This is a genomic window from Martelella mediterranea, from assembly GCF_004342225.1.
Taxonomy (GTDB): Bacteria; Pseudomonadota; Alphaproteobacteria; order Rhizobiales; family Rhizobiaceae; genus Martelella; species Martelella mediterranea_B.
In genome coordinates this window covers 94,674-119,232 of record NZ_SMAR01000008.1, presented here as the reverse complement: position 1 = coordinate 119,232, position 24,559 = coordinate 94,674, and the positions used below count along the sequence as shown (strand labels likewise).

The 24,559-nt window shown below is 54.3% G+C and carries 19 protein-coding genes; 10 read left to right on the top strand and 9 right to left on the bottom strand.

Annotated features, from left to right (window positions below; translation table 11 throughout):
• Positions 1 to 93: 93 nt before the first annotated feature.
• The 3 genes from EDC90_RS07760 to EDC90_RS07750 all read left to right on the top strand — a co-directional run bounded on the left by EDC90_RS07760 (position 94) and on the right by EDC90_RS07750 (position 5,278).
• Positions 94 to 771 carry a response regulator transcription factor gene (locus EDC90_RS07760; protein ID WP_207903873.1) on the top strand — a complete coding sequence of 226 codons (678 nt, stop codon included), beginning with the start codon at positions 94 to 96 and terminating at the stop codon, positions 769 to 771.
• Between the two features lie 12 nt (positions 772 to 783).
• A complete protein-coding gene (locus EDC90_RS07755; RefSeq protein ID WP_132310267.1) occupies positions 784 to 2,205 on the top strand; it encodes a sensor histidine kinase in 1,422 nt (473 codons plus the stop codon).
• Positions 2,206 to 2,302: 97 nt separating this feature from the next.
• Positions 2,303 to 5,278, top strand: coding sequence for a bifunctional [glutamine synthetase] adenylyltransferase/[glutamine synthetase]-adenylyl-L-tyrosine phosphorylase (locus EDC90_RS07750; RefSeq protein WP_132310211.1), 2,976 nt, complete (start codon positions 2,303 to 2,305; stop codon positions 5,276 to 5,278).
• A gap of 10 nt (positions 5,279 to 5,288) precedes the next feature.
• Here the strand turns inward: EDC90_RS07750 and EDC90_RS07745 are convergent, their stop codons facing one another.
• Positions 5,289 to 7,157 (bottom strand): PAS domain-containing protein, encoded by a 1,869-nt coding sequence (locus tag EDC90_RS07745; RefSeq protein WP_132310209.1) that lies wholly within the window; start codon positions 7,155 to 7,157, stop codon positions 5,289 to 5,291.
• A 227-nt stretch (positions 7,158 to 7,384) separates the two neighbouring features.
• Entirely contained in the window at positions 7,385 to 10,033 is a 2,649-nt protein-coding gene (gene pepN, locus EDC90_RS07740; RefSeq protein WP_132310207.1) for an aminopeptidase N, read from the bottom strand.
• Between the two features lie 206 nt (positions 10,034 to 10,239).
• Between pepN and EDC90_RS07735 the strand changes: the two genes are divergently transcribed.
• Positions 10,240 to 11,187, top strand: coding sequence for a DMT family transporter (locus EDC90_RS07735; RefSeq protein WP_132310265.1), 948 nt, complete (start codon positions 10,240 to 10,242; stop codon positions 11,185 to 11,187).
• A gap of 15 nt (positions 11,188 to 11,202) precedes the next feature.
• On the opposite strand, the gene EDC90_RS07730 is transcribed toward EDC90_RS07735, so the two are convergent.
• Positions 11,203 to 12,495 (bottom strand): MFS transporter, encoded by a 1,293-nt coding sequence (locus EDC90_RS07730; protein WP_132310205.1) that lies wholly within the window; start codon positions 12,493 to 12,495, stop codon positions 11,203 to 11,205.
• Positions 12,496 to 12,889: 394 nt separating this feature from the next.
• On the opposite strand from EDC90_RS07730, the gene EDC90_RS07725 reads away from it, so the two are divergent.
• On the top strand, positions 12,890 to 13,591 hold the full coding sequence (locus EDC90_RS07725; RefSeq protein ID WP_132310203.1) for a hypothetical protein: 702 nt from the start codon (positions 12,890 to 12,892) through the stop codon (positions 13,589 to 13,591).
• 233 nt (positions 13,592 to 13,824) lie between these two features.
• Positions 13,825 to 14,901 carry a PAS domain-containing protein gene (locus EDC90_RS07720; protein ID WP_207903872.1) on the top strand — a complete coding sequence of 359 codons (1,077 nt, stop codon included), beginning with the start codon at positions 13,825 to 13,827 and terminating at the stop codon, positions 14,899 to 14,901.
• Positions 14,902 to 15,262: 361 nt separating this feature from the next.
• Here the strand turns inward: EDC90_RS07720 and EDC90_RS07715 are convergent, their stop codons facing one another.
• From EDC90_RS07715 to EDC90_RS07705, 3 genes are all read right to left on the bottom strand, one after another.
• The gene (locus EDC90_RS07715; protein WP_132310199.1) at positions 15,263 to 15,454 is read right to left on the bottom strand and encodes a hypothetical protein; all 192 of its coding nucleotides are present in this window, start codon (positions 15,452 to 15,454) and stop codon (positions 15,263 to 15,265) included.
• 137 nt (positions 15,455 to 15,591) lie between these two features.
• Positions 15,592 to 16,443: a uracil-DNA glycosylase gene (locus EDC90_RS07710; protein WP_132310197.1), complete on the bottom strand. Its 852-nt coding sequence runs from the start codon at positions 16,441 to 16,443 to the stop codon at positions 15,592 to 15,594.
• 44 nt (positions 16,444 to 16,487) lie between these two features.
• Positions 16,488 to 17,276 (bottom strand): SDR family oxidoreductase, encoded by a 789-nt coding sequence (locus EDC90_RS07705; RefSeq protein ID WP_132310195.1) that lies wholly within the window; start codon positions 17,274 to 17,276, stop codon positions 16,488 to 16,490.
• Between the two features lie 243 nt (positions 17,277 to 17,519).
• On the opposite strand from EDC90_RS07705, the gene EDC90_RS07700 reads away from it, so the two are divergent.
• Complete coding sequence (locus tag EDC90_RS07700; protein ID WP_132310193.1) at positions 17,520 to 19,178, top strand: electron transfer flavoprotein-ubiquinone oxidoreductase; 1,659 nt, start codon at positions 17,520 to 17,522, stop codon at positions 19,176 to 19,178.
• Between the two features lie 100 nt (positions 19,179 to 19,278).
• Positions 19,279 to 20,184, top strand: a complete 906-nt coding sequence (locus EDC90_RS07695) for a diacylglycerol kinase family protein (RefSeq protein ID WP_165972776.1) — start codon at positions 19,279 to 19,281, stop codon at positions 20,182 to 20,184.
• Positions 20,185 to 20,201: 17 nt separating this feature from the next.
• On the opposite strand, the gene EDC90_RS07690 is transcribed toward EDC90_RS07695, so the two are convergent.
• A complete protein-coding gene (locus tag EDC90_RS07690) occupies positions 20,202 to 21,698 on the bottom strand; it encodes an AMP nucleosidase (protein WP_132310189.1) in 1,497 nt (498 codons plus the stop codon).
• A gap of 111 nt (positions 21,699 to 21,809) precedes the next feature.
• Between EDC90_RS07690 and EDC90_RS07685 the strand changes: the two genes are divergently transcribed.
• Positions 21,810 to 22,508, top strand: a complete 699-nt coding sequence (locus EDC90_RS07685) for a glutathione binding-like protein (protein WP_132310187.1) — start codon at positions 21,810 to 21,812, stop codon at positions 22,506 to 22,508.
• A gap of 229 nt (positions 22,509 to 22,737) precedes the next feature.
• Complete coding sequence (locus EDC90_RS07680) at positions 22,738 to 23,082, top strand: hypothetical protein (protein WP_132310185.1); 345 nt, start codon at positions 22,738 to 22,740, stop codon at positions 23,080 to 23,082.
• 5 nt (positions 23,083 to 23,087) lie between these two features.
• Here the strand turns inward: EDC90_RS07680 and EDC90_RS07675 are convergent, their stop codons facing one another.
• Together EDC90_RS07675 and EDC90_RS07670 are read right to left on the bottom strand one after the other, a co-directional pair.
• Positions 23,088 to 24,200 carry a pyridoxal phosphate-dependent aminotransferase gene (locus EDC90_RS07675; RefSeq protein WP_132310183.1) on the bottom strand — a complete coding sequence of 371 codons (1,113 nt, stop codon included), beginning with the start codon at positions 24,198 to 24,200 and terminating at the stop codon, positions 23,088 to 23,090.
• A gap of 113 nt (positions 24,201 to 24,313) precedes the next feature.
• Entirely contained in the window at positions 24,314 to 24,457 is a 144-nt protein-coding gene (locus EDC90_RS07670; protein ID WP_132310181.1) for a DUF1127 domain-containing protein, read from the bottom strand.
• Positions 24,458 to 24,559: the final 102 nt, after the last annotated feature.

Sequence of the window (24,559 nt, the reverse complement as noted above, 5' to 3'; positions counted from 1 at the left end):
GCGCCTTTTTTTGACCGGAGTGTCAAAATGCCCGTGGAACAAACCAATACTCCAGCTTGTGCGTATGATCCCAAAGGCGATAGTGTCGCCAGTATGCGTATTCTTGTGATTGAAGATGATCTGGAGGCTGCGGCCTATCTGACCAAGGCTTTTCGCGAAGCTGGTATTGCCTGTGAGCATGCCGGTGATGGCGAGAGTGGTCTGTTTATGGCGTCGGAATATGAGTATGACGTTCTCGTTGTCGACAGGATGTTGCCGCGACGGGACGGTATCTCCGTCATATCTGCTCTAAGGGCGCGCGGTGTCCATACGCCTGTCCTGATACTGTCCGCACTTGGCCAGGTTGATGATCGTGTTGCAGGTTTGCGCGCAGGCGGTGACGATTATCTGCCGAAACCATACGCGTTCAGTGAACTCCTGGCCCGGGTTGAAGTGCTTGGCCGCCGCAAGGGCACGCCTGATCAGGATATGGTCTATCGTGTTGGCGATCTTGAGCTCGACCGCCTGTCGCATGAAGTTCGCCGCGCTGGTCGTGAAATTACGCTTCAGCCCCGCGAATATCGTCTTCTCGAATATCTTATGAAAAATGCCGGGCAAGTCGTTACCCGTACCATGCTGCTGGAAAATGTCTGGGACTATCATTTTGATCCTCAGACGAATGTGATTGACGTTCATGTATCCCGGCTGCGCTCGAAGATCGAGAAGGATTTCGATAAGCCATTGCTAAAAACAATCCGTGGCTCCGGCTATATGATCAAAGATGATGGATAGCAGAATCTGATGATTGCCCGCTTGCGGCTTATGTTCAAATCAACGGCCGTTCGGCTTTCGGCGGTCTATATCCTGCTGTTTGGCCTCTGCGCTGTGGTGATGGTGTTTTATGTCACAGCCGTGTCTGAGGGCCTTGTTATGCGTCAGATGCGCCATTCTCTCGACCGGGAGATTGCGCAACTCGATCTGGCTTTCAGCACCGGTGGTGTGCGCAAGCTGTTCAATATCGTCGAGCGACGCGCACGGCAGCCCGGGGCAAACCTGTATGTTCTTGCAAGTCCGCAGGGCGAAATCCTAGCCAGCAATGTTGCCTCGCTTCAGCCCGGCGTGATTGGCAATACCGGCTGGGTTCCCAGTTCTTTTCGCTATGAGCGTTTTGCCGAAGAAGACCGTCCATCCAGACAGAATGTCGCAACCGGCTATGTCATGGTTCTCGACAATGGCATGCGCCTTCTAATCGGCCGGGATCTTGGTGATCCTGAGCGGCTTCATATTGTGGTGCGGCAGGCTTTGTTGCTGGCGCTTTCGATTATGGGCGTCGGCGCACTGATCATCTGGTTTGCGATCGGTCGAAACGCGCTCAAGCGCATGGATAGAATGTCGCGTGCCAGCGCTCGGATCATGGCCGGTGACCTTGGCCAAAGACTGCCAGTGACCGGATCAGGCGATGAATTCGACCGGCTTTCGGATTCTCTCAATCAGATGCTTGACCGGATTGTGAAGCTCAATGAGGGACTGAGGCAGGTTTCTGATAATATTGCGCATGACCTCAAAACGCCGCTGACCCGCCTGCGAAACAAGGCTGCAGATGCGGCGATTATGGATGATGAGGCTGAGCGCCGGGTAGCGCTGGAGGGCATCATCGCTGAGTCCGATCAGCTTATCCGCACATTCAACGCACTTTTGATGATTTCGCGCGTTGAGGCCGGCTCACTCGCTGCCGAAATGTCGCCGGTTAGTCTTTCTGCCATCGTGGAAGACAGCGTCGAGCTTTACGGTCCCGTTGCGGAGGAAGCAGGGTTGACGCTTTCGTGTGACTTTGCCACCGATATCGTTGTGAACGGCAACCGTGAACTCATCGGTCAGGCATTGTTCAACCTTCTCGACAATGCCATAAAATATGCGGCGGATGGTGAAGAAACACGCGTTATTTGCCTACAGCTGAAACGTGAGAATGGTCAGGCGTTTTGCATTGTCGCCGACAATGGCCCCGGAATACCGGCCGATCAGATGGATGATGTCAAGAAGCGCTTCGTTCGCCTTGATGAAAGCCGCTCAAAACCAGGAACCGGTCTCGGACTTTCTCTGGTCGAGGCCGTAGCGAGCATGCATCAAGGTCATTTTGAGTTGGCCGAGGCTGCGCATTACTGTCCGGATATGAATGGACTCGCCGCGATTCTGTCTTTTCCTCTCGCTGAGGCAAAACAGTCCTGATGCTGATTTGTCTTCCTCGGTTGACGGCTTGCATTGGCTTTGAAACGCTTTATGCAGATCGATGACGCTTGGTACGGACGGAGGAGCGAGACCGGTCATGAAAGAATTCGCGCAACTTGATCTTTCGGCGCTCAGTGACGTGCCTGTGCATCCCTTAAATCAGGATGTTTTTGAACGTTTCCTCGCCGAGATCGTAGCCGCAGCATCAACTCATGCGCTTCCCGAAGCGTTGGAAAAGCCATCCGAAGTGTTGCCGCAGTTTCTGGCTGCCGCCTTTTCATTATCGCCTTATCTTGCAGACTGCTTTCGCGCGTCTCCTGCGCTTCTCGATGAAGTCGACAAGCCTCTTCTCCCGCAAGTGGAACAGCAGATCGATATCGCGCGCAATTCCTGGAAACAGGACAATGAAACGGCGCCAAGGTCAGACAGCGCGATCATGCAAACGCTGCGTCTGGCGAAGCGGCGTGTGGCTTTTCTGACCGCCCTTGCTGACCTCGCCGGATTGAGCTCGCCGGAGCAGACGACCGCACTCCTGAGCGATTTTGCAGAAGCCTCAGTCGCTGCGACCGTCGATCATCTTCTGTTTTCAGCCGGGGCCGAAGGTCATCTGGCGCTTCAGGACATGAAGAACCCATCTCACGCTTCGGGTGTCGTTGTGCTTGGTATGGGCAAGCTGGGTGCGTGCGAACTGAATTACTCTTCCGACATCGATATCGTCGTGTTCTTTGAGCCGGAAGCGCCAGTCGTCAAAGACAGTGATCGAGTTCGATCCTTGTTTCCGCGCCTGATGCGTCGTCTTGTCCATATCCTTCAGGAGCGAACAGGCGACGGCTATGTTTTTCGTACTGACCTTCGCTTAAGGCCTGATCCGGGTTCAACAGCGCTGGCGATCCCGGTTGAGGCGGCGTTGCTTTATTACGAAAGCCGCGGTCAGAACTGGGAACGCGCAGCCTTTATCAAGGCGCGACCCATCGCCGGCGATCTCAAAGCCGGTGAAACCTTCATGCGCGAAATGGTGCCGTTTATCTTCCGCAAGTACCTCGATTATGCGGCAATTTCCGACATTCATTCCATCAAACGGCAGATCCACGCCCACAAAGGATTTGGGCTTGTTGCTGTCAATGGTCACAATGTGAAGCTCGGCCGGGGTGGCATCCGGGAAATTGAGTTTTTTGCGCAGACCCAGCAACTTATAGCCGGTGGCCGCATGCCGCAGCTGCGCTGCCGGCGGACCGTCGATGCGCTCAACGCCTTGCGCGAAGCGCGCTGGATCGATGCCAAAACCTGTGAAGAGCTGACCGACGCTTACTGGTTCCTTCGGAGTATTGAACATCGTATTCAGATGGTTCGCGATGAGCAAAGCCACATTCTTCCCGACGATGATGCCGAGCTCCTGCGCATTGCACATATGAGCAGGTATGAGAGCTATGAAGCCTTCTCGAACGCCTTGCTGCATGCTCTGCACACCGTTGAGAGGCGCTACGCCCGTCTGTTTGAACGGGAGACGACACTTTCCGGTGAATCCGGAAATCTCGTGTTCACTGGTGAGGATGATGATCCGGGAACGCTGGAAACTCTCAAAGGCCTTGGGTTTGAACGGCCAGCCGATATCGCCCGGATCGTGCGCAGTTGGCACTACGGCCGCTATCGCTCCACGCAATCAACAAAGGCGCGCCAGCGGTTAACCGAAATCATGCCGGATCTCTTGAAAGCTTTTGGTGAAAGCCGCCGTGCTGAAGAAGCTTTTTCGCGCTTTGACCGGTTTCTTGCTGGTCTGCCCGCAGGCGTTCAGTTGTTCTCACTCCTGAAAAACAATATCGGAATGCTGCGTCTCGTCGTCGAAATCATGTCGGCGGCTCCAAGGCTGGCCGAGATCATTGCCGACAGAGCCCATATTGTCGACGGTATGCTTGACCCGGCTTTGATGACAGAGTTGCCGACGCGCGAATATCTTTCGCGCCGCCTTGATGCCTTTATGAGCGGGGTTGTGCTTTATGAAGAGCGGTTAGATCGGTTACGCATTTTCGCAGCTGAACAGCGCTTTTTGATTGGCATCCGGCTGATGACGGGCGCGATTAATGGTTTTGCTGCCGGTAAGGCTTTTACAACACTGGCCTCGCTGGTGATCGGTGAAGCACTCGATGGCGTCTTGGGGGAAATGAAGTCAGCCCACGGCGAGGCAGATGGACAGCGTGTTGCCGTGCTTGCCATGGGCAAACTCGGGAGCGGAGAACTGACTGCCGGTTCGGATGTTGATGTCATTGTTCTTTATGATTGTGACGATCCGCTGGGGCAGACTTCAGGACCCAAACAGCTGGAAGTGCCGCGCTATTTTGCGCGTTTAACCCAGAGGCTGGTGGCTGCCCTTTCTGCACCAACAGCCGAAGGTGTGCTTTATGAAGTCGACATGCGTTTGCGACCTTCCGGGAATGCCGGTCCACTGGCGACCCGGATATCCGCCTTTGAAAAATATCAAAGGAATGATGCCTGGACGTGGGAACACATGGCCTTGTCCCGTGCACATCCGATATGTGGCGATGAAGCGTTGATGGCCGATACATCTGCTGTGATCAAGGAAATCATGGCGTTGCCGCGAGAGCGCCCGAAGTTAATTGATGACATTTCATCCATGCGGGCCAGGATCGAACGCGATAAACCGGCAAAAAGTATATGGGATCTGAAGCTTATTCCCGGTGGATTGATCGATATCGAGTTCCTTGCACAGTATTGTCATCTGGCGGCTCCGGATGCAGTCAAGGCAGGACAGGCTGAACCACTCTCCACCGATGATGTGCTTGCAACCTATGGCGCGCAGGTCATGAGTGCGGGCGATATCGAAACATGCCGAAAGGCGTTGTCACTCTATACAGATATAGCCCAGTTGACGCGTGCATGTCTGACAGAAAGGTTCGATCCGGAAAACGCCCCGGCAGGCTTGCTGGAGCGGGTGTGCAGGCTGGGCGATTGCCCTGATGTGAAAGCTCTGGAGGCGCTGATCCGCGACACCTCCGGCGGGGTTCGGGCGGTTTTCAAGCGGATTTCGCCACTGGCTTCCAGTTCTTCTGAACACTGATGCGAACCGCTCAGACCGAAGACTGACCCGCTGCGGCCTGACGGCGGATGATGACACCGGGAGTGTGGTCGCACTTGAGGTCTGCTTCTGCCTCGAGTGTTTCAGCCAGAGCCTTCAGCCTGTTGCCGCCATCACGAATGCACTTTGCGTATTCGGTAACCTTGCCAGACGATACTTTCGCGCTTTCTGTTTCCACCAAGAGCAGCTCCGAAAAGCCGAGAATGGCTGTCAGGCTGGTCCGCAGATCTGCTGAATGTCGTGTAAGGGCGTTTTCCGCCAATCCTTCCTTGCCCCGTGCATGGCTATGCTTGAGCGAAAGGGTCAGCGCTGCGGTTTCCTGTTCCAGCGCACGGCGCGATGCTGCCAGTGTATTGACCTTGTCGCGCAGACGAACCTGTTCTGCCTGAAGCCGGATCTGGCAGGCTTTGAACTCTGTAATATCCATGCCGATAGCAAGTGTTTCACCGGAAGCAATGCAGACCTCAGAAACCCTGAGCCATCGGCCATCGGCGGTTTTGATTTCACAATCCGCGGAACCTTCACAAACCGAGCGCCGGACGAGTTGCTGCTCAGTCGAGTCTGATTTCTCGACATCACTGCGGCAAAGCGTGTCGATTCTGGCTGGCTGAAGGTCATGAATATCGCAGAAGCTTTTGTTCGCAGTCAGAAGTTTGCCATCAGGCTTCCAGAGCGCCAGAGCATGAGGAAGAGCGTCGAAGACGGACTTCAGCTGCGCTGCTTCATGCAGTGCGTTGCGTTCGCGGTGGTGAACCTCGCAGGCCCTGATCGCTGCACCAGCCAGCGTCATGACACCATTCTTCATTGATGCATGGGCACGCAGCTCAAACCGTGCATATCGACCATCATGCTGCCTGAGACGCAGACTGTGTTGCACCAGGCCTTCCGCTGACGGATGCAGGTGATGGGCAAGACCGATGCGGTCTTGCGGATGAATACGCTTTAGAAGAAAACGATAGGAATAGTATCCGGCTTTGATACCTTCACCAAGTACAGCGGCTGCAGAACTGTCCAGCCAGGCGCTCCTGTTTTCCGGCGAAAAGGCCCATAGCCCCGTTTCGCCGTTGGCAAGCATCAATCCGCGCTTTTCCGCTTCTGCGCTGACTTCATCCACAATGGAGCCATTCTTAGCCAGCTGCGCGTAATAGGCGTAGAGGACGACGAGCAGCAGAACGGCCGTGGCTGCGAATAATGTGACATTAAGATTGATTTCTGCACGCCAGAGGGAATGCATGTTCTGCAATGAATGCATCGCGATAATGAGGCTGCCGTCATCGCCCACTAGTCTTGGAACTACCTGATAGGACGTGCCCTGAAAACTGATTTCACTGGCATCTTTTTCCTCACCAGATGCATGGGGCACCATCAATCCGGGAAAAGCGCCGGAAAGTGTGCGGCCGATAAACGAGCGTGCCTGGCCGGTGGCAGCAAAGACAACACCGGAACTATTAACCAGAACCAAATCCGTTTCGCCGCCCATCCCAATCTCTGTGAGCGTATCTTCAAGGATGATTGTTGCCGCCTGCTGGTCGGGTTTGGAAGTCAGCGCTGTCTGTTCATCGAGCGCCAATGCGGCCAGTGCCGCCACCGCTTCAGTGGAGTGAAGCACCGCCGCTTCCATGCGAACGTGACTTGAGAGAAGCGAGAAGCCTCTCGTCAGCGCGACGCAAATCAAAAACATGATGATGAGAACAGGGATCGCTCTTCGGAGTATCGCTTCAATGCGACTCTTCTCCATTGCCACAGGCAACCGCCAGGTGGAAACGTGGCGATCATCTCCCGCAAAAATCTGCTCTCCACTGAATTGAGAGCGCAACTTCCCGTTGACTGTGGGCGTGCCCCACATGTCCGATCTCTTCATTTGTTTGATTCCCTCGTGTGATTCGCGAAGCCGCTCTTGCGAATCTACCCTAGTGAATCAAACGTGATTCGCCTTGTCCAGTGCCGGACGGAAAGCTTTTGTTAACCATATATCAAAAAAGGATTTTTTGTGATCTGAGCATTCTCTGTTTTAGCCCCTTCGCGCCATTTTGGGCACGAAGGGACATTTTATGCGGACTCAGAACGGTTGTATTTGCAAGTGCCGATTCACTTTTTCAACATGCGGTCGATAATATCGCGTAAGTTGCGTGAAAGGTCATCGTGGCTCGCTATACGTTCAAGCTCGATCAGGGCTTTTTCCCGGCGTGTCTTTTCGAGGGCAGAGAAGGAGCGCATGGCAGTCATCAGACGCGCCGTCAGGGTGGGGTTGCGCTTGTCGGAGGTCAGAATGAAATTCGCAAAGAAGCTGTAGGCAGCGCCATCAGGGCGATTGAACCCGCTCGGATTGGAAGAGGCAAAGGCGCCTACCAATGCGCGGACCCTGTTCGGGTTCCCGATATCGAATGCGGTGTCCGACATAAGGTTCTGCACACGTTCCAGCGCATCCGGTCCAGCGATTGTTGCCTGCGTGGTAAACCACTTGTCGAGAACCAGCGGTTCACGCGCAAAACGTTCGCGATAGTCCTCTAGCGCGGCCTTCGTTTCTGCCGCTCCGGTGAACTGGTGTGCCAGAATACGCAGAGCCGCGATGCGATCTGTCATATTCGTCGCACGGTCGTAAGCTTCTTTGGCCGGAGTTGCGTCGCCATTTGCAGCCGCCAGATAAGACAGAGCGATATTGCGAAGGGCGCGTTTTCCAGCGCTTTCAGCATCTGCGCTGAACGGTGCATCTTCCGCCGGGCTTACAGACAAGGCTGAAAAGGCTTTATGTCCGGCTTTGGCAACCGCATCGCGCACCGTGTTCCGAGCGAGGTGGATCGCGTCAGGATCGATATCCTGCCCGATCCTTCGGCCGATATCCAGCTCGGAAGGTAGCGTCAGTGCCAGCGCCTTGAATGCTGGCTCAAGAGCATCATCTTCTGCAAATCCAGTCAACGTGTCAGTCAGCGCCGGATCGACCGGGATTGTCTCGCCCGACTGGCAGGCGCGCGTCGCTGCGGCCAGCGTGTTGAGCGCAAGTGTGTTAACTGCATCCCAGCGCGCAACAAGATCACTTTCATGTTGTGCGATCCGAACGAGATCTTCTTTCGGAAGATCATATTCGATCTTCACAGGTGCTGAGAAATCGCGGTTCAACGACACTGCCGGTCTTGCGCCAAGGCCCTCGAAAACGAAAGTCTGATGCTCTTTGGTCAGATGAAGAACATCATCTCTGCGTTCACCACCGCTCACAGAGCTGGGTTCCATGTCATCACCGTTCGGGCCGATGAAACCAGTTCTGAGCGGAATATGGAGCGGCTTCTTCTCCTTTTGCCCTGGTGTTGATGGTGTTGACTGGCTGAGTGTCAGGGACAGCCGTCCCACCTTCTCATCATATTCACTGGATGCGGTGATTTCCGGCGTCCCGGCCTGATGATACCAGAGTGCAAAATGCGACAGGTCGCGTCCGGTGGCGTCCTCAAAGCATTTCAGATAATCCTCGATGGTCACAGCGCCGCCATCGTGACGCTCGAAGTAGAGGTCGAGCCCCTTGCGGAAATTATCCTGGCCAAGAATCGTGGCAATCATCCGAGAAACTTCGGAGCCTTTCTCGTAGACGGTGGTTGTGTAAAAGTTGTCGATCTCCAGATATTGCGTCGGGCGGACAGGATGCGCCAGCGGGCCGGAGTCTTCGGGAAACTGATGGGCCCTTAGAAACTTGACCTCCTCTACGCGAATAACGGAACGCGAACGCTGATCGGCCGAAAACTCATGCTCACGGTAAACTGTAAGCCCTTCCTTCAGGCTGAGCTGGAACCAGTCTCGGCAGGTAATCCGGTTTCCCGTCCAGTTGTGGAAGTATTCGTGAGCGACAACGGCTTCGATCCTGCCGTAGTCGTCGTCTGTCGCTGTTTCAGGGTCTGCAAGGATCAGCCGGTCATTAAAAATGTTCAGCCCTTTGTTTTCCATCGCACCCATATTGAAGTCAGAAACGGCAACGATCATGAAGATATCGAGGTCGTACTCGCGACCGAAACGCTCTTCATCCCACTTCATCGCGCGCTTCAATGAGTTCATCGCATAGCCCGCGCGGCCTTCTTTGCCGTGCTCGACGAAAAGCCTGAGTGTGACATCACGCCTCGACATGGTCGTGAACTTGTCTTCGATCATCCCCAGGTCGCCCGCGACGAGTGCAAAGAGATAAGCGGGCTTGGGGAAGGGGTCGTGCCACTTGGCCATATGGCGACCGTCTTCCAGCTCTTTTTGCTCAACAAGATTCCCGTTTGAAAGCAGGAGCGGACTGGTCGCTTTGTCGGCAATGATGGTGACGGTGTAAACGGCGAGAACATCCGGACGGTCGTAGAAATAGGAAATCCGGCGAAAGCCTTCTGCCTCGCACTGCGTGGAGTAAATGCCATTGGTGCGATAAAGACCCAGCAGTTGTGTGTTCTCTGCCGGTTTAATGCGCGTCTTGACCGTGAGAGTGAAAGGCTCATCGGTCGGCAAATCGTGGATAATCAGCTTGTCATGCTTTTGTTCATACCGTTCGGGCAAAAGAGGTTTACCATCAAGGGCCAGCCCTGAAAGCGCCAGACTATCGCCATCCAACACCAATGGCGCTGACTGATCGGCGCCACCCCGGCGATAAAACCTCATTTCACTCCCAACTGTGGTCAGGTTTTCACCAAGCTCAAAAATCAACTCGACCGTTTCAAGGACGAAATCAGTGGGGCGGTAGTCTTCCAGATAAACCGTCCGGTCATCGTCAGCACGCATGGTATTCCTCATTCTCTTTTCTGGGCGGGCTGCCCAATCAATTATGCCCTTCAGGTAGGCATTCATCGGCGCATAACAAAACGCCGATTGATGCGGAAAGCAAATTCTTAGCGGTTTTTCGGCGTAACCCTGCCAAATCCGCCAAAATAGGCGTAAGAGAGCCAGAGCGTGTTCCGGCTGTTTCTCTGATGAATGAAGTTTCCCCGATGCCAACAGATCCCAATCCAAGCCCATTGCGTGGAATCACTCTCAAGCTGATTTCAATCGTCGCTTTTCTCTGCATGCAGACCTTCATCAAGCTTGCAGGCAGCGGCATTGCGCCGGGTCAGGTCACTTTTTTCCGGTCACTTTTCGGGATCGTTCCAATCATCATCTATCTCGGGTGGCGCCACGAGCTTAAAGGTGCATATCGCACGAAACGGCCATTCGGGCATTTTCTGCGCAGTCTGATCGGGATCACGTCCATGGGTATGGGCTTTTATGGTCTGATGCACTTGCCATTGCCGGAAGTCATTGCGCTTGGATACACGACTCCATTGCTCTCTGTCGTTTTCGCCGCTCTTATTCTGGGAGAGGTTGTCCGGGTATACCGCTGGTCTGCCGTCGGGGTCGGGCTTTTTGGGGTGATGATCATTTCCTGGCCGAAGCTCACCTTGTTCAGACAAGGTGGTATGGGGGCCGAGGAAGCCTTTGCAGTCGTCATGGTATTGGTGGGTGCCGCGCTCGGGGCGATGGCCATGATCCAGGTCCGACGCTTGCTTGTTACAGAAAAAGGCCCGACGATCGTTTTGTATTTTTCGACCTTTGCCGCGGTACTTTCTCTGCTGTCATGGCCTTTTGGGTGGCAGCCGCTGTCTGCTCAGGCGATTTTCTGGCTGGTAGCTGCGGGGCTGTTTGGCGGTGCCGGCCAGATTCTCATGACGGAGTCCTATCGTTTTGCCGATGCCTCGACGATCGCACCATTCGATTACAGCTCTATCATCTTCGGGATCGTGATCGCGTTTTTTATCTTCGGCGAGATTCCGACGCTGAATACGCTGACCGGCTCTGTTTTTGTTGTTGGTGCGGGGATTTTCATTATCTTCCGCGAACACAGGCTTGGCCTTGAACGGCGCAAGCTGCGGCGCGTCACGCCATCGCAGACGCCGAACTGAGACGAAGCTTGGAACTCAGGCCTGCTTTTCCGGTTCGTCTTCCGTTTCGGCATAGACGTTCGGCTCGTACTCTTCTTCATAGTCGACAGCAAAACTGCCTGCCGGGTCTGTGCCGCGCATGGGAACCGCGACGGCCTGAAAGTCAGACCGCTCTTCCGGTGTCACCATCGGGTTGCCGTGCCAGACACGCCACGCGGCGAAGGCTCCATAGCCGAAGAAACCCAGCGCCAGATAGAGCATGAGGCCGCGCGGGCCGCCGATTTCCATGGCTGCACCACCAACCAGCGGACCGGCAATTGTTCCAAGACCGTATAGAATCATGAGTGAGCTGGAAATTGTTACGAATTCGCTTGGGTCTGCGCGGTCATTGGCGTGAGCGACGTTCAGAGCATAGATCGGGTACAGCATGGAGCCGACCAGAAACGCCGTCCCATAGAGAAGGTAAAGCGTCTCGGCCGACAAAAAGAACATAAACGTCGAGGCTAGCATGCCAATGATGCCGCAGGCGATCATGACATAACGGCGGTCGGTTCGGTCGGAAATGCGTCCGATCGGAACCTGACCTAAAGCACCACCGGCAAGGACAAAGGCAAGGAGTGTTGCGCCCTGTGCTGTCGTAAAGCCGCTTTCGGTGGTGTAAACGCCGCCCAAGCTGCCCCATGCACCGGCAAGAACACCTGCCAGAATGGCCCCGGCAAATGCAGCGGGCGACCGTCTGTAAAGTCTGCCAACACCAAACTGTGCCTGGGCAATCGGGGCTGGAGACTGGGCCGTTGACAGTGCTGTGGGCAGGATCGCGATGGCAAACACCATGCCGCAGACGATGAAAAGTGACGTGTTGAGCGGGTCTCCCAGCGGCACAAGATATTGCCCGCCAATCGAGCCGCCGAGCGAAACCACCATATAGAGCGCAAAGGCGGTTCCCCGCGTTTCATTGGTTACGCGCTCATTGAGCCAGCTTTCGATGACAAGATAGCATCCGGCAACAGCAAAACCTGAAACAGCGCGAAAAATGATCCATGCCTGCCACACGACGACCAGCGAACTGATCAGGATTGAAACGGTCAGGAGCGTGATCAGAGCGCCGAAAACACGCACATGACCCACTCTGAGGACGAGTTTCGGCGTGATAATACAGGATAAAGTAAAGCCGACCGTGTAGCCCGTCGCGGTCATCGAGATCAGGAAGGGAGACCAGTCTTCCGCAACGGCTCTGACTGGAAGCAGATAGTTCATAAGCCCGTAGCCGATCATCATCAGCAGAGTTGAAACCATCAGGCTTGTGACGGGGATCAGGCTGGCGAACATCGTGCCTCCAATTCAAACGCAGATTCGGTGTCTGCCGCTTCGGTATTCTCGGTAGACCGAACCGCAAAGAAGGTCTGACAGGGTGCTTCGATCTGTATCAATCGTTCTTTTGAAGCCCTAGCTTTTCCGGTGTTTGGGTTCAAGCGTGGAATTGTCATAAGTTTGTTTCGGGAATTTGGCAAAGGGCTTGCCTACATGCCAATTTCGTGATCCCGCTGAATATTCGGCCTATGCGCAAAGTACCAAAAGAAGAAAAATGTCGCTAACTGTCCAGCAAATTGCAAGCAATCCGGCATTTCTGCCAGCTCTTGCTTCATTCGGTATGCAGATGAAGGATGTTTATGTCCGAAATCAGAGGCTTGCGGGAAATTTCGGGTTTCACCGGAGATGGCTTATGAGCCAGGCAGCTTTGGCGCTTTACCTAGATCCTGCTGATACATTGACCGTTTCACGTCTCGTTGAAGTGTTGAAAGACCTCGGTGTGGCGAGCCCGAACACGATCCGTGATTTCATGACTGAGCTGGAGGCCTATCATTTTATCGAGCAGGATCCTGCATTCGAAAGCCGTCGACCACGATATTGGAGGCCGTTACCTGTCGTAATCGAGGTCCTGGTTGAATGGTTTGCCGCCAATCTCGCGATACTTGATCGGTTGGACGGCCAGGATCGCGTCCGTTGCTTCATCAGCGCGCCAGACCAGATTGCCTGTCTTCAGCCTCGCTTTGCCCGCAGTTGCATTGCGGACCGACGGTGGCTTGAGCCACCTGAACGCGTCGCCTTTCTGCAGAGATCGATTGCCGGTGGACTGGTTATGGACCATATCGCTCTTCTTACTGTCTGCGCGAAGCGCGAGGACGACCGGTTTATGGTTACGGCCATAGATGCTCACGCCATTGCGTCCGAAGTTCAGATATCCCGCACGCATCTGCAGCGCACACTGAAAAAGGTTATAGAAGCGGGCGGTTTGGGCTGGCAGGGAAAGGCTTTTGAAAGTGATATGTGGGTCGACGGTGCTTTCATTGACGAATATTGCGGCTGGCAGGCTGTCAAATCGCATCACCTTTCGGTTGCCTTTGCCGTGCTCAGCCAGAATTAGCTGAATATCGCTTCATCGCTGAAACTTTTCAAAGCGCAAATCCGTAATGCGTTTCGTCGCATCTCGGATTCTGTTCGGATGTGGTTTAAAGTGCATTTACCTGATTGCGCTAATAAAGCCTGATGGAGCCGCTGCTGTATCACCTGATTTTTGCAGATCAGCGGATTCCTCAAGTTTTCTGATGCGCACAGGGGCATAAACGGATGATGATGATGACGTTTGAGAAGCCACATATGCGAGAACAGACACCTGTGGTCAGAAAGGCGATCGATGGTCTGCCCGAAGCTGTCATTTTGACTGATAGCGCTGGCTTGATCGAACTCTCAAACGAGGCCGCTCTGCATCTTCTGGGTGCTGAGGCAAAGGATCTCGTCGGGCAGCCATTCACCTCTTGGCTTTCTGAAGACGATGCTGTGGCTTTTGAGGCGGCGATGGTGAATGTGCGCTCCGGTGAGCCCGGGCAGAATCTTGAAGAGATCTCCGCATTCATCAACCGCCCTACGATGAATCGCGTCAAACTCTCGGTTGCGCGGATGCGTCACAGAAAAGGCCTCTGTGTTGTCGCCCACCGTATGTTCTCCCATTCTGAAGAGGGGAAACCACAAGGGGTGGCAGACGAGGGTGTTGCTCAGAACGGAATGTCAGAGGTAACGTTACCGACACAGGTTGAGGAAGCGAAAGAGCCTTCTCGCTTGCGCATGCCCAGGATCACCGAAACGGATGAAAGCTGGGTTTCATTTTCTGCGATGCCTGAAGATGGTGACAGTGACAGGGTTCACCCGCACGAACCACAGAAAGCATATTCAAGTTCTGAACGAGATCTGTTCGCTGTCTTTGAAAGTGAGCGTGAGCGCAGGCAACGCCCTGAAGGCGTGCCAACTGTCTCGCCATCTGCCTGTCTGCGTCAGGTGGTTTCGAAGCGCCGTAAGGATGCGATATCTGAAGCAGTGCAGATCATGACGATGGTCGAGGAAGAGATTTCTGACGTCGCTCTGGATGAGGAATATCTCAGCCAGCTGTTCGATACGCTCGTGGAACGGCTGATTGTCGTCAGCCCTCCTTATTGTGATGCGGTGGTCGAGGTTTCCCGGGTCGGCGGGAACGGTTTCAGGGCTCGTTTTTCCGATATTGGGCGAGGTTTGACAGAGGATGAAATGCGCATGCTCGCAGAGCAGCCAGACCTTGTTCTATCCGCTTCCCACAGTCTGCTTTTAAAGGCCCAGCAATTGTCTGGCGACCTGGGGCTGGATATGCGTTACAGCACGTCCGTTGAGGCCGGCACATCGGTAGAGATCATTTTGCAGGACTAAGAGCGAACCACATTTCAAAAGAAAGCGTGTCTTCATCAATGCGCGGTTGCCGCGCGGCATTGAACAGGCGTATCGCGTCACGCTCTACCAAGGGTTCCTCTGCCTTGATAACAAGAGCCAGGGAGCGGTTGTGGCGTCTGATGAGACTATTGTTACCGATGAATAATGTGGAAAACCTTCCAGAAGAAGCGCGAGAGGCAGGCATATTGCTGGAAGCTCATGCGCGGTCGACACGCGACAAGACGATACGTTCTTTCCCGATTTATCAGGCAGAAACCTGTTGCGACAAACGCGAGTGTCCGGGACAACCACGACCAATCAGGCGCACAATGATGAGGCGCCTGAAAGAAGACTTTAATGTTTAGGCACCGACGGCACGCAGCGTCGGGCGGATAGCGCCGGCATCATGATGACGGTCAGAGCGGAAAAAGCCCTTCGCAATCGCGCGATCGATGCCGCGCTGGCCATGATAGCCATTGGTCGACCGTCCAAGTTCGAGAGAAAAGCGATTGTTCTGCATCAGAGAAGCGTCCATGTCTTCATAGGGTTTCATTTGCCTTGGATCCTGTTTTAAACATCCTCCCAAGACATGACCAAATATCGTTCATGCAAACGTTTTGAGCAATCGGGTTTGGCGTGAGGCAGCCATGCGCGGCGTGCATGGCACTGGGTTTCAGGAGAAAAACTCTGTCATTCCAGGCTTTTGCGAAAAGACTGCAAATCTTGCCAGGCGCGTTTTTTGTTCGCTGGAGCCGCCAGCAGCTCGGAAGGTGCGAATGAAACCAATGTCGGTATGGTCTGGCCCGAAACAGGAAGGCTGTGCCATTGTCCGCGGAGATCGAAGACGGTTTTCTGCCGGTCAATCAGCAAGCGACATGCAAAATTTCCCATCAGAAGCAGGACACGCGGACTGGCCAGTGTGATTTGCCGGCTTAGAAAGGGAACGCAGATATCCGCCTCTGAAATTGTTGGGCTGCGGTCGCCGGGGGTCCGCCATGGAATTGCTGTTGTCACGCCGATGGCTTCACGCGAAAGGCCAATCGCTGCGAGCATGCGTTCAAAGAGAACCCCTGCGCGTCCCGAAAGGGCCTGCCCTACGCGATCATCATCGCCTGATGGAAAGCCGCAAATCGCCAGAATTCCGCTTTCCGGCATTGTTTCCAGACAAATGGTTGATCGGGCATTGTGCTTGAGATTGCATCCGGAAAATGACGAAAGAACCTCTTTCAGTTCGCCGAGTGACCGTGCGCTTTCGGCAGCGAAACGGGCGTCGGAAACGGCTTTTTCATCCGGTATGGTCGCGGATGAAGCCGTCGCCGGTGCGGCAGGCTGCGCTGGCGTTTTTGCCGGAGCGCTCGCACGATTTTGCGATATCGAAGGTTGGGTTGTTTGCTGGCGCGCTGACTTTACGTCGCTCTGTGGCTCCACTTCAACGAGCCGGTTAACAGGCATGTCTTCGACAAGCGAATCAACACCCGCTTCTGCATAGAAGTGCAGAAGCGCAGCAGCTTCGCGTGGTGTCAGTTCGTTCGCCTTGATCATGGCCGGTTTCATAGCATGCGCAGTGACCAGCGCAAATGCTGCAATCAGATTGCGTGGGTTGCGCCACCATCGCAGCGGATCAGGCTGCCGGTGACATAGCTTGCCGGCTTTGAGCAGAGAAAGGCTGCAACGTTGGCGAACTCCTCCACGCGGCCGAGCCTTTGTGCAGGGATCGACGCAAGCGAAGTCTTCCGCACATCTTGCAGGCTTTTGCCACTGCGTTCTGCGTTGGCGTGATCCAGCTCATCAATCCGGTCAGTATGGATGCGGCCGGGAAGGAGGAGATTTGTCGTAATACCGGAGGCTGCCACTTCACTCGAAAGTGTCTTGTTCCATCCGACAAGAGCGGAGCGCAGTGTGTTGGAGAGCGCCAGATTCGGAATTGGTTCGACAACACCACCGGAGGCAATTGTCAGAACACGGCCCCATCCTTTCTGCTTCATTTGCGGAATCACCGAATTGGTCAGGGTGATCAGCGAAAGAACCATGCTGTTAAAGAAGTTTGTGAGCTTTTCAGGCGTCATCTCTGCAACAGTGCCCGGTGTCGGACCACCTGTATTATTGACCAGAATATCGATCCCGCCGAGCTTCTCCTCCGCGGCCTTCAGCAGTTTTTCTGTACAATCCGGAGCTGCAATGTCGGCGACCACAAAATCGGCCTTGCCCTTTGTCGTTTCATTGATGCTTTTGCAGTTGGCCGAAAGGCGATCTTCTGTGCGGCCACACAGGAGGACATGAGCGCCCTCTTTTGCCAGAGCTTCGGCGACGCCTGCACCCAGACCCCGCGACGACGCCAGAACGACGGCTTTTTTGTCTGCAATGCCAAAATCCATCAGAAAAATCCTTCGTTGAAAATGCCGCATGAGAGGTGAAAAGGCGGCGCTTTATGATTTGATGCTACATTAAACGCGCAAGGCGTCGCGTTTCAATCAATAACCGGCGCGTCGGCATGTGCCTGATCAAATGCGCCTGTGAAAAGTTGAGATATAAGGCTGGCGGCGTTACGACTATTTACAGACGTTCGTTTTTTGCACAATAGTGCAGAAACATAACCTATAGGGAAGGTGAGGAAAAGCATGGCAGAAGCTTTGCCGGAACGCGAAAGCATGGAAGTGGATGTTGTGATTGTCGGTGCAGGCCCTGCTGGTCTGTCAGCCGCTATTCGACTAAAGCAGATCAATGAAAATCTGGTGGTCGTCGTTCTGGAAAAGGGCGCAGAAGTCGGGGCGCACATTCTCTCCGGTGCGGTGGTTGACCCTGTTGGCATAGACAAACTTCTGCCCGGCTGGCGCGAGGAGGGGGGGCACCCCTTCAAGACGCCGGTCACAAAAGACAAGTTTCAGTTTCTTGGCCCGGCCGGTGCTTTGTCACTTCCCAATTTTCTTATGCCGCCGCTGATGAACAATCACGGAAACTATATCGTTTCTCTTGGTAATGTCTGTCGCTGGCTTGCCGAAAAGGCTGAGGCGCTGGGGGTCGAAATCTATCCCGGTTTTGCAGCCAGCGAAATCCTTTACGATGATAATGGTGCCGTTATCGGGATTGCGACCGGCGATATGGGCGTTGAGCGCGATGGCACGCCGGGGCCGAACTTCACGCGCGGCATGGCGCTGCTCGGGAAATATGTGCTGATCGGCGAGGGCGTTCGCGGGTCGCTTGCCAAGCAGTTGATCAGGAAATTCGGCCTTGATGAGGGACGCGAACCGCAGAAATATGGCATTGGCCTGAAGGAGCTCTGGCAGGTGAAGCCGGAGCATCATCAGCCGGGTCTGGTTCAGCACAGTTTCGGCTGGCCGCTGGATGGCAAGACGGGTGGTGGATCTTTCCTCTATCACCTTGAGGACAATCAGGTGGCTGTCGGTTTTGTGGTCCATCTGAATTACAAAAATCCCTACTTGTCTCCATTTGAGGAGTTTCAGCGTTTCAAGACCCATCCGGCAATTGCACCAACGTTTGAGGGGGCTAAACGCATTTCCTATGGTGCCCGCGCCATTTCGGAAGGCGGGTTGCAGTCCGTACCCAAACTCTCATTCCCCGGTGGCGCGCTGATCGGTTGCTCCGCTGGCTTTGTGAATGTGCCGCGGATCAAGGGGTCTCACAATGCTGTGCTTTCGGGCATGATGGCTGCGGATCGTGTTGCCGAAGCCATCGCGGCCGAACGTGCGAATGATGAAATCGCAGAAATCGAAAGTGACTGGCGTGATAGTGCGATTGGTCGGGATCTTAAAAAGGTTCGCAATGTCAAACCCTTGTGGTCGAGACTTGGAACACTTGCAGGAATTGCGCTTGGCGGTCTGGATATGTGGACCAATACGCTTTTCGGGTTTTCAGTATTCGGCACGATGAAGCATGGTAAAACGGATGCAGCCAGCCTGGAACCGGCAGACAAGTATCAGCCGATTGACTATCCCAAACCGGATGGCGTCCTGACCTTTGATCGCCTGTCTTCGGTTTTCCTGTCTAACACCAATCACGAAGAGGATCAGCCGGTCCATCTGAAGGTTGCCGATATGGATCTTCAGAAGGATTCTGAATGGGCTGTCTTTGCCGGGCCTTCCAGTCGCTACTGTCCCGCCGGAGTTTATGAATGGGTTGATGAAGGTGGCGAGAAGAAGTTCGTCATCAACGCGCAGAACTGTGTTCACTGCAAAACCTGCGACATCAAGGACCCGAACCAGAATATTAACTGGGTGCCGCCTCAGGGCGGTGAGGGGCCGGTTTATCCCAATATGTGATGTCTTCATCTTTTGGTATTCCGGGAGGCATGAAAGTGCTTTCCGGAACCATTGAATGCGATTAAGCGTTCCATCGCGGAAACCAACCCGAAGGCAGATCATGCGTCTTAAAGGTATTCTCAATCGCGATGGCGGCACATTCAAGACAACGGATATGGAGGCTTTCTGCAGTCTCGCTACCGATGTGTTTGAGCACAATAATCACACATTTGAATGCACGATCGTAAATGGCAGTGATGTTTCTGACGCGCTGCAACAGGTCGCCGGTGATGACGATTTTGATGGCGTTATCGTCGGTGGCGGTGACGGTACGATTTCGCTGGCAACCGGCAGTCTGAAAGGAACGAACAAAGTTCTGGGCGTGCTTCCAGCCGGAACCATGAATCTGTTTTCGCGAAGTCTCGGGCTTTCGCAAAATGTCGAGCAGGCGCTAAGAGAGCTTGCCGCCGGCAAGCTTGCGAAGGTGGATGTGCCGACCATGAATGGTCGCCCGTTTATTCATCAGTTTTCTGCCGGTCTTCATGCCGCGATGATCAAGAACCGCGATCGCCTCGACTATCAGTCGCGCCTTGGCAAAATTTCGGCGAGCACGCGCGCTTGGTTCGATGTGCTGCGCATGGTTCCGGAATTTGAACTCTCTTATCAAACGCTGGAGGTTTCTGGCGACGGGGCGTTTTCCATGGCGCTGATCGCCAATAACCGCATTGATGCGAACATGCTGCCGTTTACCAATCGCCCCAGCGGCGGGGTCCTAGGCGTTTATCTGGTGAAGGCACTTGCCGGTGAAACTGTCACGGGGATCGCGTTGGATATTCTGTCGGGGCAGCTTCAGGAAAGCGAGGCAGTGATCCGGCTTGAGGCGCCGGAAATAACCCTGAAATTTGGCAACAAGGCCTCGGATCAGGCGCTTGATGGCGATATGATAGATCCTGAAATGAACGTCGTGATCAAACAGAATCCGGGTGTCTTGAGCGTTATCGTTCCTGCGGGCAGCCAGTTGAACTGACTGCCCTTTCGGGTGGCTTACTGGAAAGCGGTTTCATAGAAGCTTCTGAGTTTGCGTGAATGAAGCCGCTCGGAGGGCATTTCCGAAAGCTTTTGTACGGCCTTGATCCCGATTTTCAGGTGCTGGCGCACCTGCGTTGTATAAAAAGCCGTCGCCATACCCGGCAGTTTGAGCTCACCATGTAGCGGCCGGTCGGAAACACAAAGAAGCGTGCCATAGGGCACACGGAAGCGAAAACCATTCGCCGCGATTGTCGCCGATTCCATATCCAGCGCGATAGCGCGTGACTGAGACAGGCGCTTGACCGGGCCACGCTGATCTGAAAGTTCCCAGTTGCGGTTATCGATCGTTGCGACTGTACCGGTGCGCATGATGCGTTTCAGCTCATAGCCTTCATAGCCGGTCACTTCCCCAACGGCAGATTCGAGCGCCTGCTGAATTTCAGCGAGCGCTGGGATCGGCACCCACACCGGCAGATCATCATCAAGCACATGGTCTTCGCGCACATAAGCGTGGGCGAGCACGTAGTCGCCAAGCTTCTGGCTGTTGCGAAGGCCCGCGCAATGGCCCAGCATAAGCCAGGCGTGGGGTCGTAAGACAGCGATATGGTCGGTGATGGTTTTGGCGTTTGAGGGGCCAACGCCGATATTGACCATCGTGATGCCACTATTGTCCGGGCGCTTGAGGTGATAGGCTGGCATCTGCGGCATGCGCACGCCTTCTCTTCCGCCTTCAGGTTCGTCTTGTCCCGGAAGCGTGATCACATTGCCGGGTTCGACAAACTCTGAGTAGCCTTCACCGCCATTAGCCATCACTTCGCGAGCATAGGCGCAGAATTCGTCCATGTAGAACTGGTAATTGGTGAACAGAACAAAGTTCTGAAAATGTGCAGCGCTGGTCGCGGTATAATGGCTGAGCCGCGCCAGCGAATAGTCGATCCGCTGAGCGGTAAACGGTGCGAGCGGCCTTGGCTCGCCGGCCTCCGGCTCATATTCGCCGTTCGCAATCAGATCGTCTGTGGTGTTGAGATCGGGCGTATCGAAAATATCGCGCAGTGGCACATCGGCAAGTGCGGCCAGATCCGCCTCGATATGCGTGTTTTCGCCAAATGCAAAATGCAGCGGGATTGGCGTTTCTGATTCTGAGACGATCACCGGCCCGCCGTGATTTTTAATCAGAAGGTCAAGCTGTTCGGTGAGGTATTTCTCAAAAAGAACCGGGTGGCTGATCGTGGTGGCGTAATGACCGGGTGATGCGACATGGCCAAAGGAAAGCCGGGAGTCGGTCAGGCCATAGCTTCCTGTTTCAATCATGACCTGAGGGTAAAAAGCACGATATCGGCCTTCAATGGGCGCACCGCCTGCCAGTGCCAGAAAAGCATCAATAACAAAACGCGTGTTCCGCAGGTAAAGCACCTGCAGTGCTTTGACCGCATCGTGAGCATTCGTAAAGCTCTTCGGCTCTGCCGGCTCTGGCGTAATGATCCTGGCGGTGATCGGTTCGTTTCTGCGCATAGCTTCCACCCTGCAATCGTTTGTCGGCGAAACCGGACTGTCATCCGTCTCACACCTTTTATCCTGATTATGTCACTCTATATGGGAGAGATATAGAGAAGGAGTTTTTCCATGACCACACCGATTGATCTTTATTACTGGCCTACGCCAAACGGCTTCAAAATCAGCATCTATCTGGAGGAAGTCGGGGCACCTTACAAAGTGCATTATGTCAACATCGGCAAGGGCGACCAGTTCAAGCCGGAGTTCCTGGAAATATCGCCAAATAACCGGATGCCGGCGATCGTCGATTCGGAAGGGCCCGGCGGCAAGCCGATCTCTGTCTTTGAATCCGGTGCGATCCTTCAGTATCTTGGCCGCAAGTTCAGGAAATTCTATCCGGAGAACGAGCGTGAACGTGTCGCGGTTGAAGAATGGCTGTTCTGGCAAATGGGTGGGCTTGGCCCAATGGCCGGGCAGGCGCATCACTTCCGCAATTATGCACCGGAAAAGATCGAGTACGGCATTAATCGCTATACCAACGAAGTAAACCGTCTTTATGGTGTCATGGACAAACGCCTGTCTGAGGTTGAGTATCTCGGGGGTGATTACTCCATCGCAGATATGGCCTGTGTCGGCTGGATAAAATCGCATGAAGCGCAGGGGCAGAATCTGAATGATTTCCCGCATCTGAAGCGTTGGTTCGAGGCTCTGATGGCCCGTCCTGCGGTGCAGGCCGGTCTTGCCGTTGGCAAGGATGAAAGCGCGAAGATGAACCTGGCTGATGACAAGGATGCCCAAAGTGTTCTTTTTGGACAAAAGGCACGCTGAGTTCGCCTATATCGCCGCCAGCTCGATTGACCTTATATCAGATTATTGTGCTGGCGTATGAAAACTGATGGCGGTCAAGGACCGCCATCCAGATGGTGCTAGACTTTAAAGATGGTCAGCGTGTTCTGTTATGACGTCTTTAACAGAAGGGGCAGCTTAAGGGACCGTTGCGATAAGGTAGCGCGGCTTAAATCCTGCCTCTGGCTGACGGCCGGTTCGGGAGGAAACCATGTCTGGCATCTTGCGAAAATGTACAATGCTTTCTGCGGCCGCGTTGTTGACGCTTGCAGCGCCAGCAAGCACAGGCGCTTATTCCGGTGAAGTTTATACGGTCTGCCATCTCGATCCACATGGCGACAATTATCTTTCTCTTCGCAGCTGTGGCTCTTCAAAATGCAATGAAATCACCCGGCTTGGTCCCGGCACTTTTGTCCTGACGCTGGAGCCGGCAGCAACCAAGGGCTGGCGTGAGGTCATGGTTATGCGTTCGCTTGCAGAAATGGATAACCCGACCGGACCGATGGGTTGGGTTTACGGAAAATATATCTGCTATGTGGATTTGACAGAGGGCTGAAATCTCTAGCCGATCTCAGAAACGACCTGCGGCAGGGTTTCGGCGAGAATTTCCATCTCCCGGTTCGGAGCCGCACTGATGCGAATGCAGCGGTTTAGCGGTGCAACGCCCGGCATACGAATAAACACACCGCGCGCGCCGAGCCTATTCACAATGGCACGTGCATAGTCGCCGTCGCGCCCACAGTCGACAGCCACAAAATTGGTTGCTGATGGCAAAGCCTTGAAACCATTTGCTTCAGCAATGCGGCCAATCTGGGCTCGCGATTCGTGTATGCGCGCAATCACTGTCTGAAGATAGGCCTGATCGGCAAGTGCGGCTTCAGCCGCGACCATGCTCAGGCGCGTCATACCAAAATGATTGCGAATCTTGTTGAATGCGGCAATTGTACCTTCGGTGCCGATGGCATAGCCCACGCGCGCGCCTGCAAGGCCGTAAGCTTTTGAGAAAGTACGGAAACGCAGCACATTTGGCATATTGATCAGTCGGTCAATGGATGGAAACGCTTCTGCTGGACCACATTCACAATATGCTTCATCCAAGATCAGAAGACAGGTTTCCGGCAGGGCTTGTGCGAAGCGCACAACATCGTCTTCGTTCCACCAGCTGCCCATCGGATTATCAGGATTGGCGAAGTAGACGACCGTTGCATCGTTTTTACGAACTGAGTCGAGCAGGCCATCAATGCTCTCACGATCTCCTTCATAGGGAACCGTGACAATACGACCGCCAAAACCGTCAACATGATATGCAAAAGTGGGATAACCGCCCAGCGGCATCACAACCGGGGTGCCCTGAGTGATCGTCAATCGGGCTGTCATGCCAAGCAGACCATCAACACCTTCGCCAACCATAATGTTCTCAGGCTTGCAGGCCAGATGCTCGGCAAGTTTATGGCGGAAGCTGAAATGTTCCGAATCACTGTACTTCCAGACATCTCCCGCAGCCTGCCGGGTTGCCTCAACAACAGAAGGAGCGGGTCCGAAAGCGCTTTCATTCGCTCCGATCCGCGCACGAATTTCAGTGCCTGTCTGACGTTCGAGCGCTTCCGGTCCGACAAAAGGGACGGTCGCTGGCAGGGAGTTGATAAGGTCGGTAATGCGGCTGAAAGCGTCCATGAAACATTCTGCTGTGCGGTTGGTTTAAAAGCGCCCAACATAATCATCGAACGCCCAAATGCAAACGGCGCCTTTCGGCGCCGTTGACAGTCATTCAACCTTTTATTTGGTGATCAACGAAAAGCGCGTGATGCGATGCGCTCGATATCGCCAGGGACCAGGCCGATATCCTTAAGTTCGTAATCAGTCAGGTCGCGCAGCTGCGCGCGTGTGCGACGGTAGCTCAACCACTGCCGTGTCAGGCGGATGGGGGACATGGGTGTTTCCTCGATTTTTTAGAAGTTCATACTTTTCTTTTGCGAAAGCATATATCGAGAAACGCCATGAAGGTGGAGTGCAAAGTTTAAGCAACTGATATG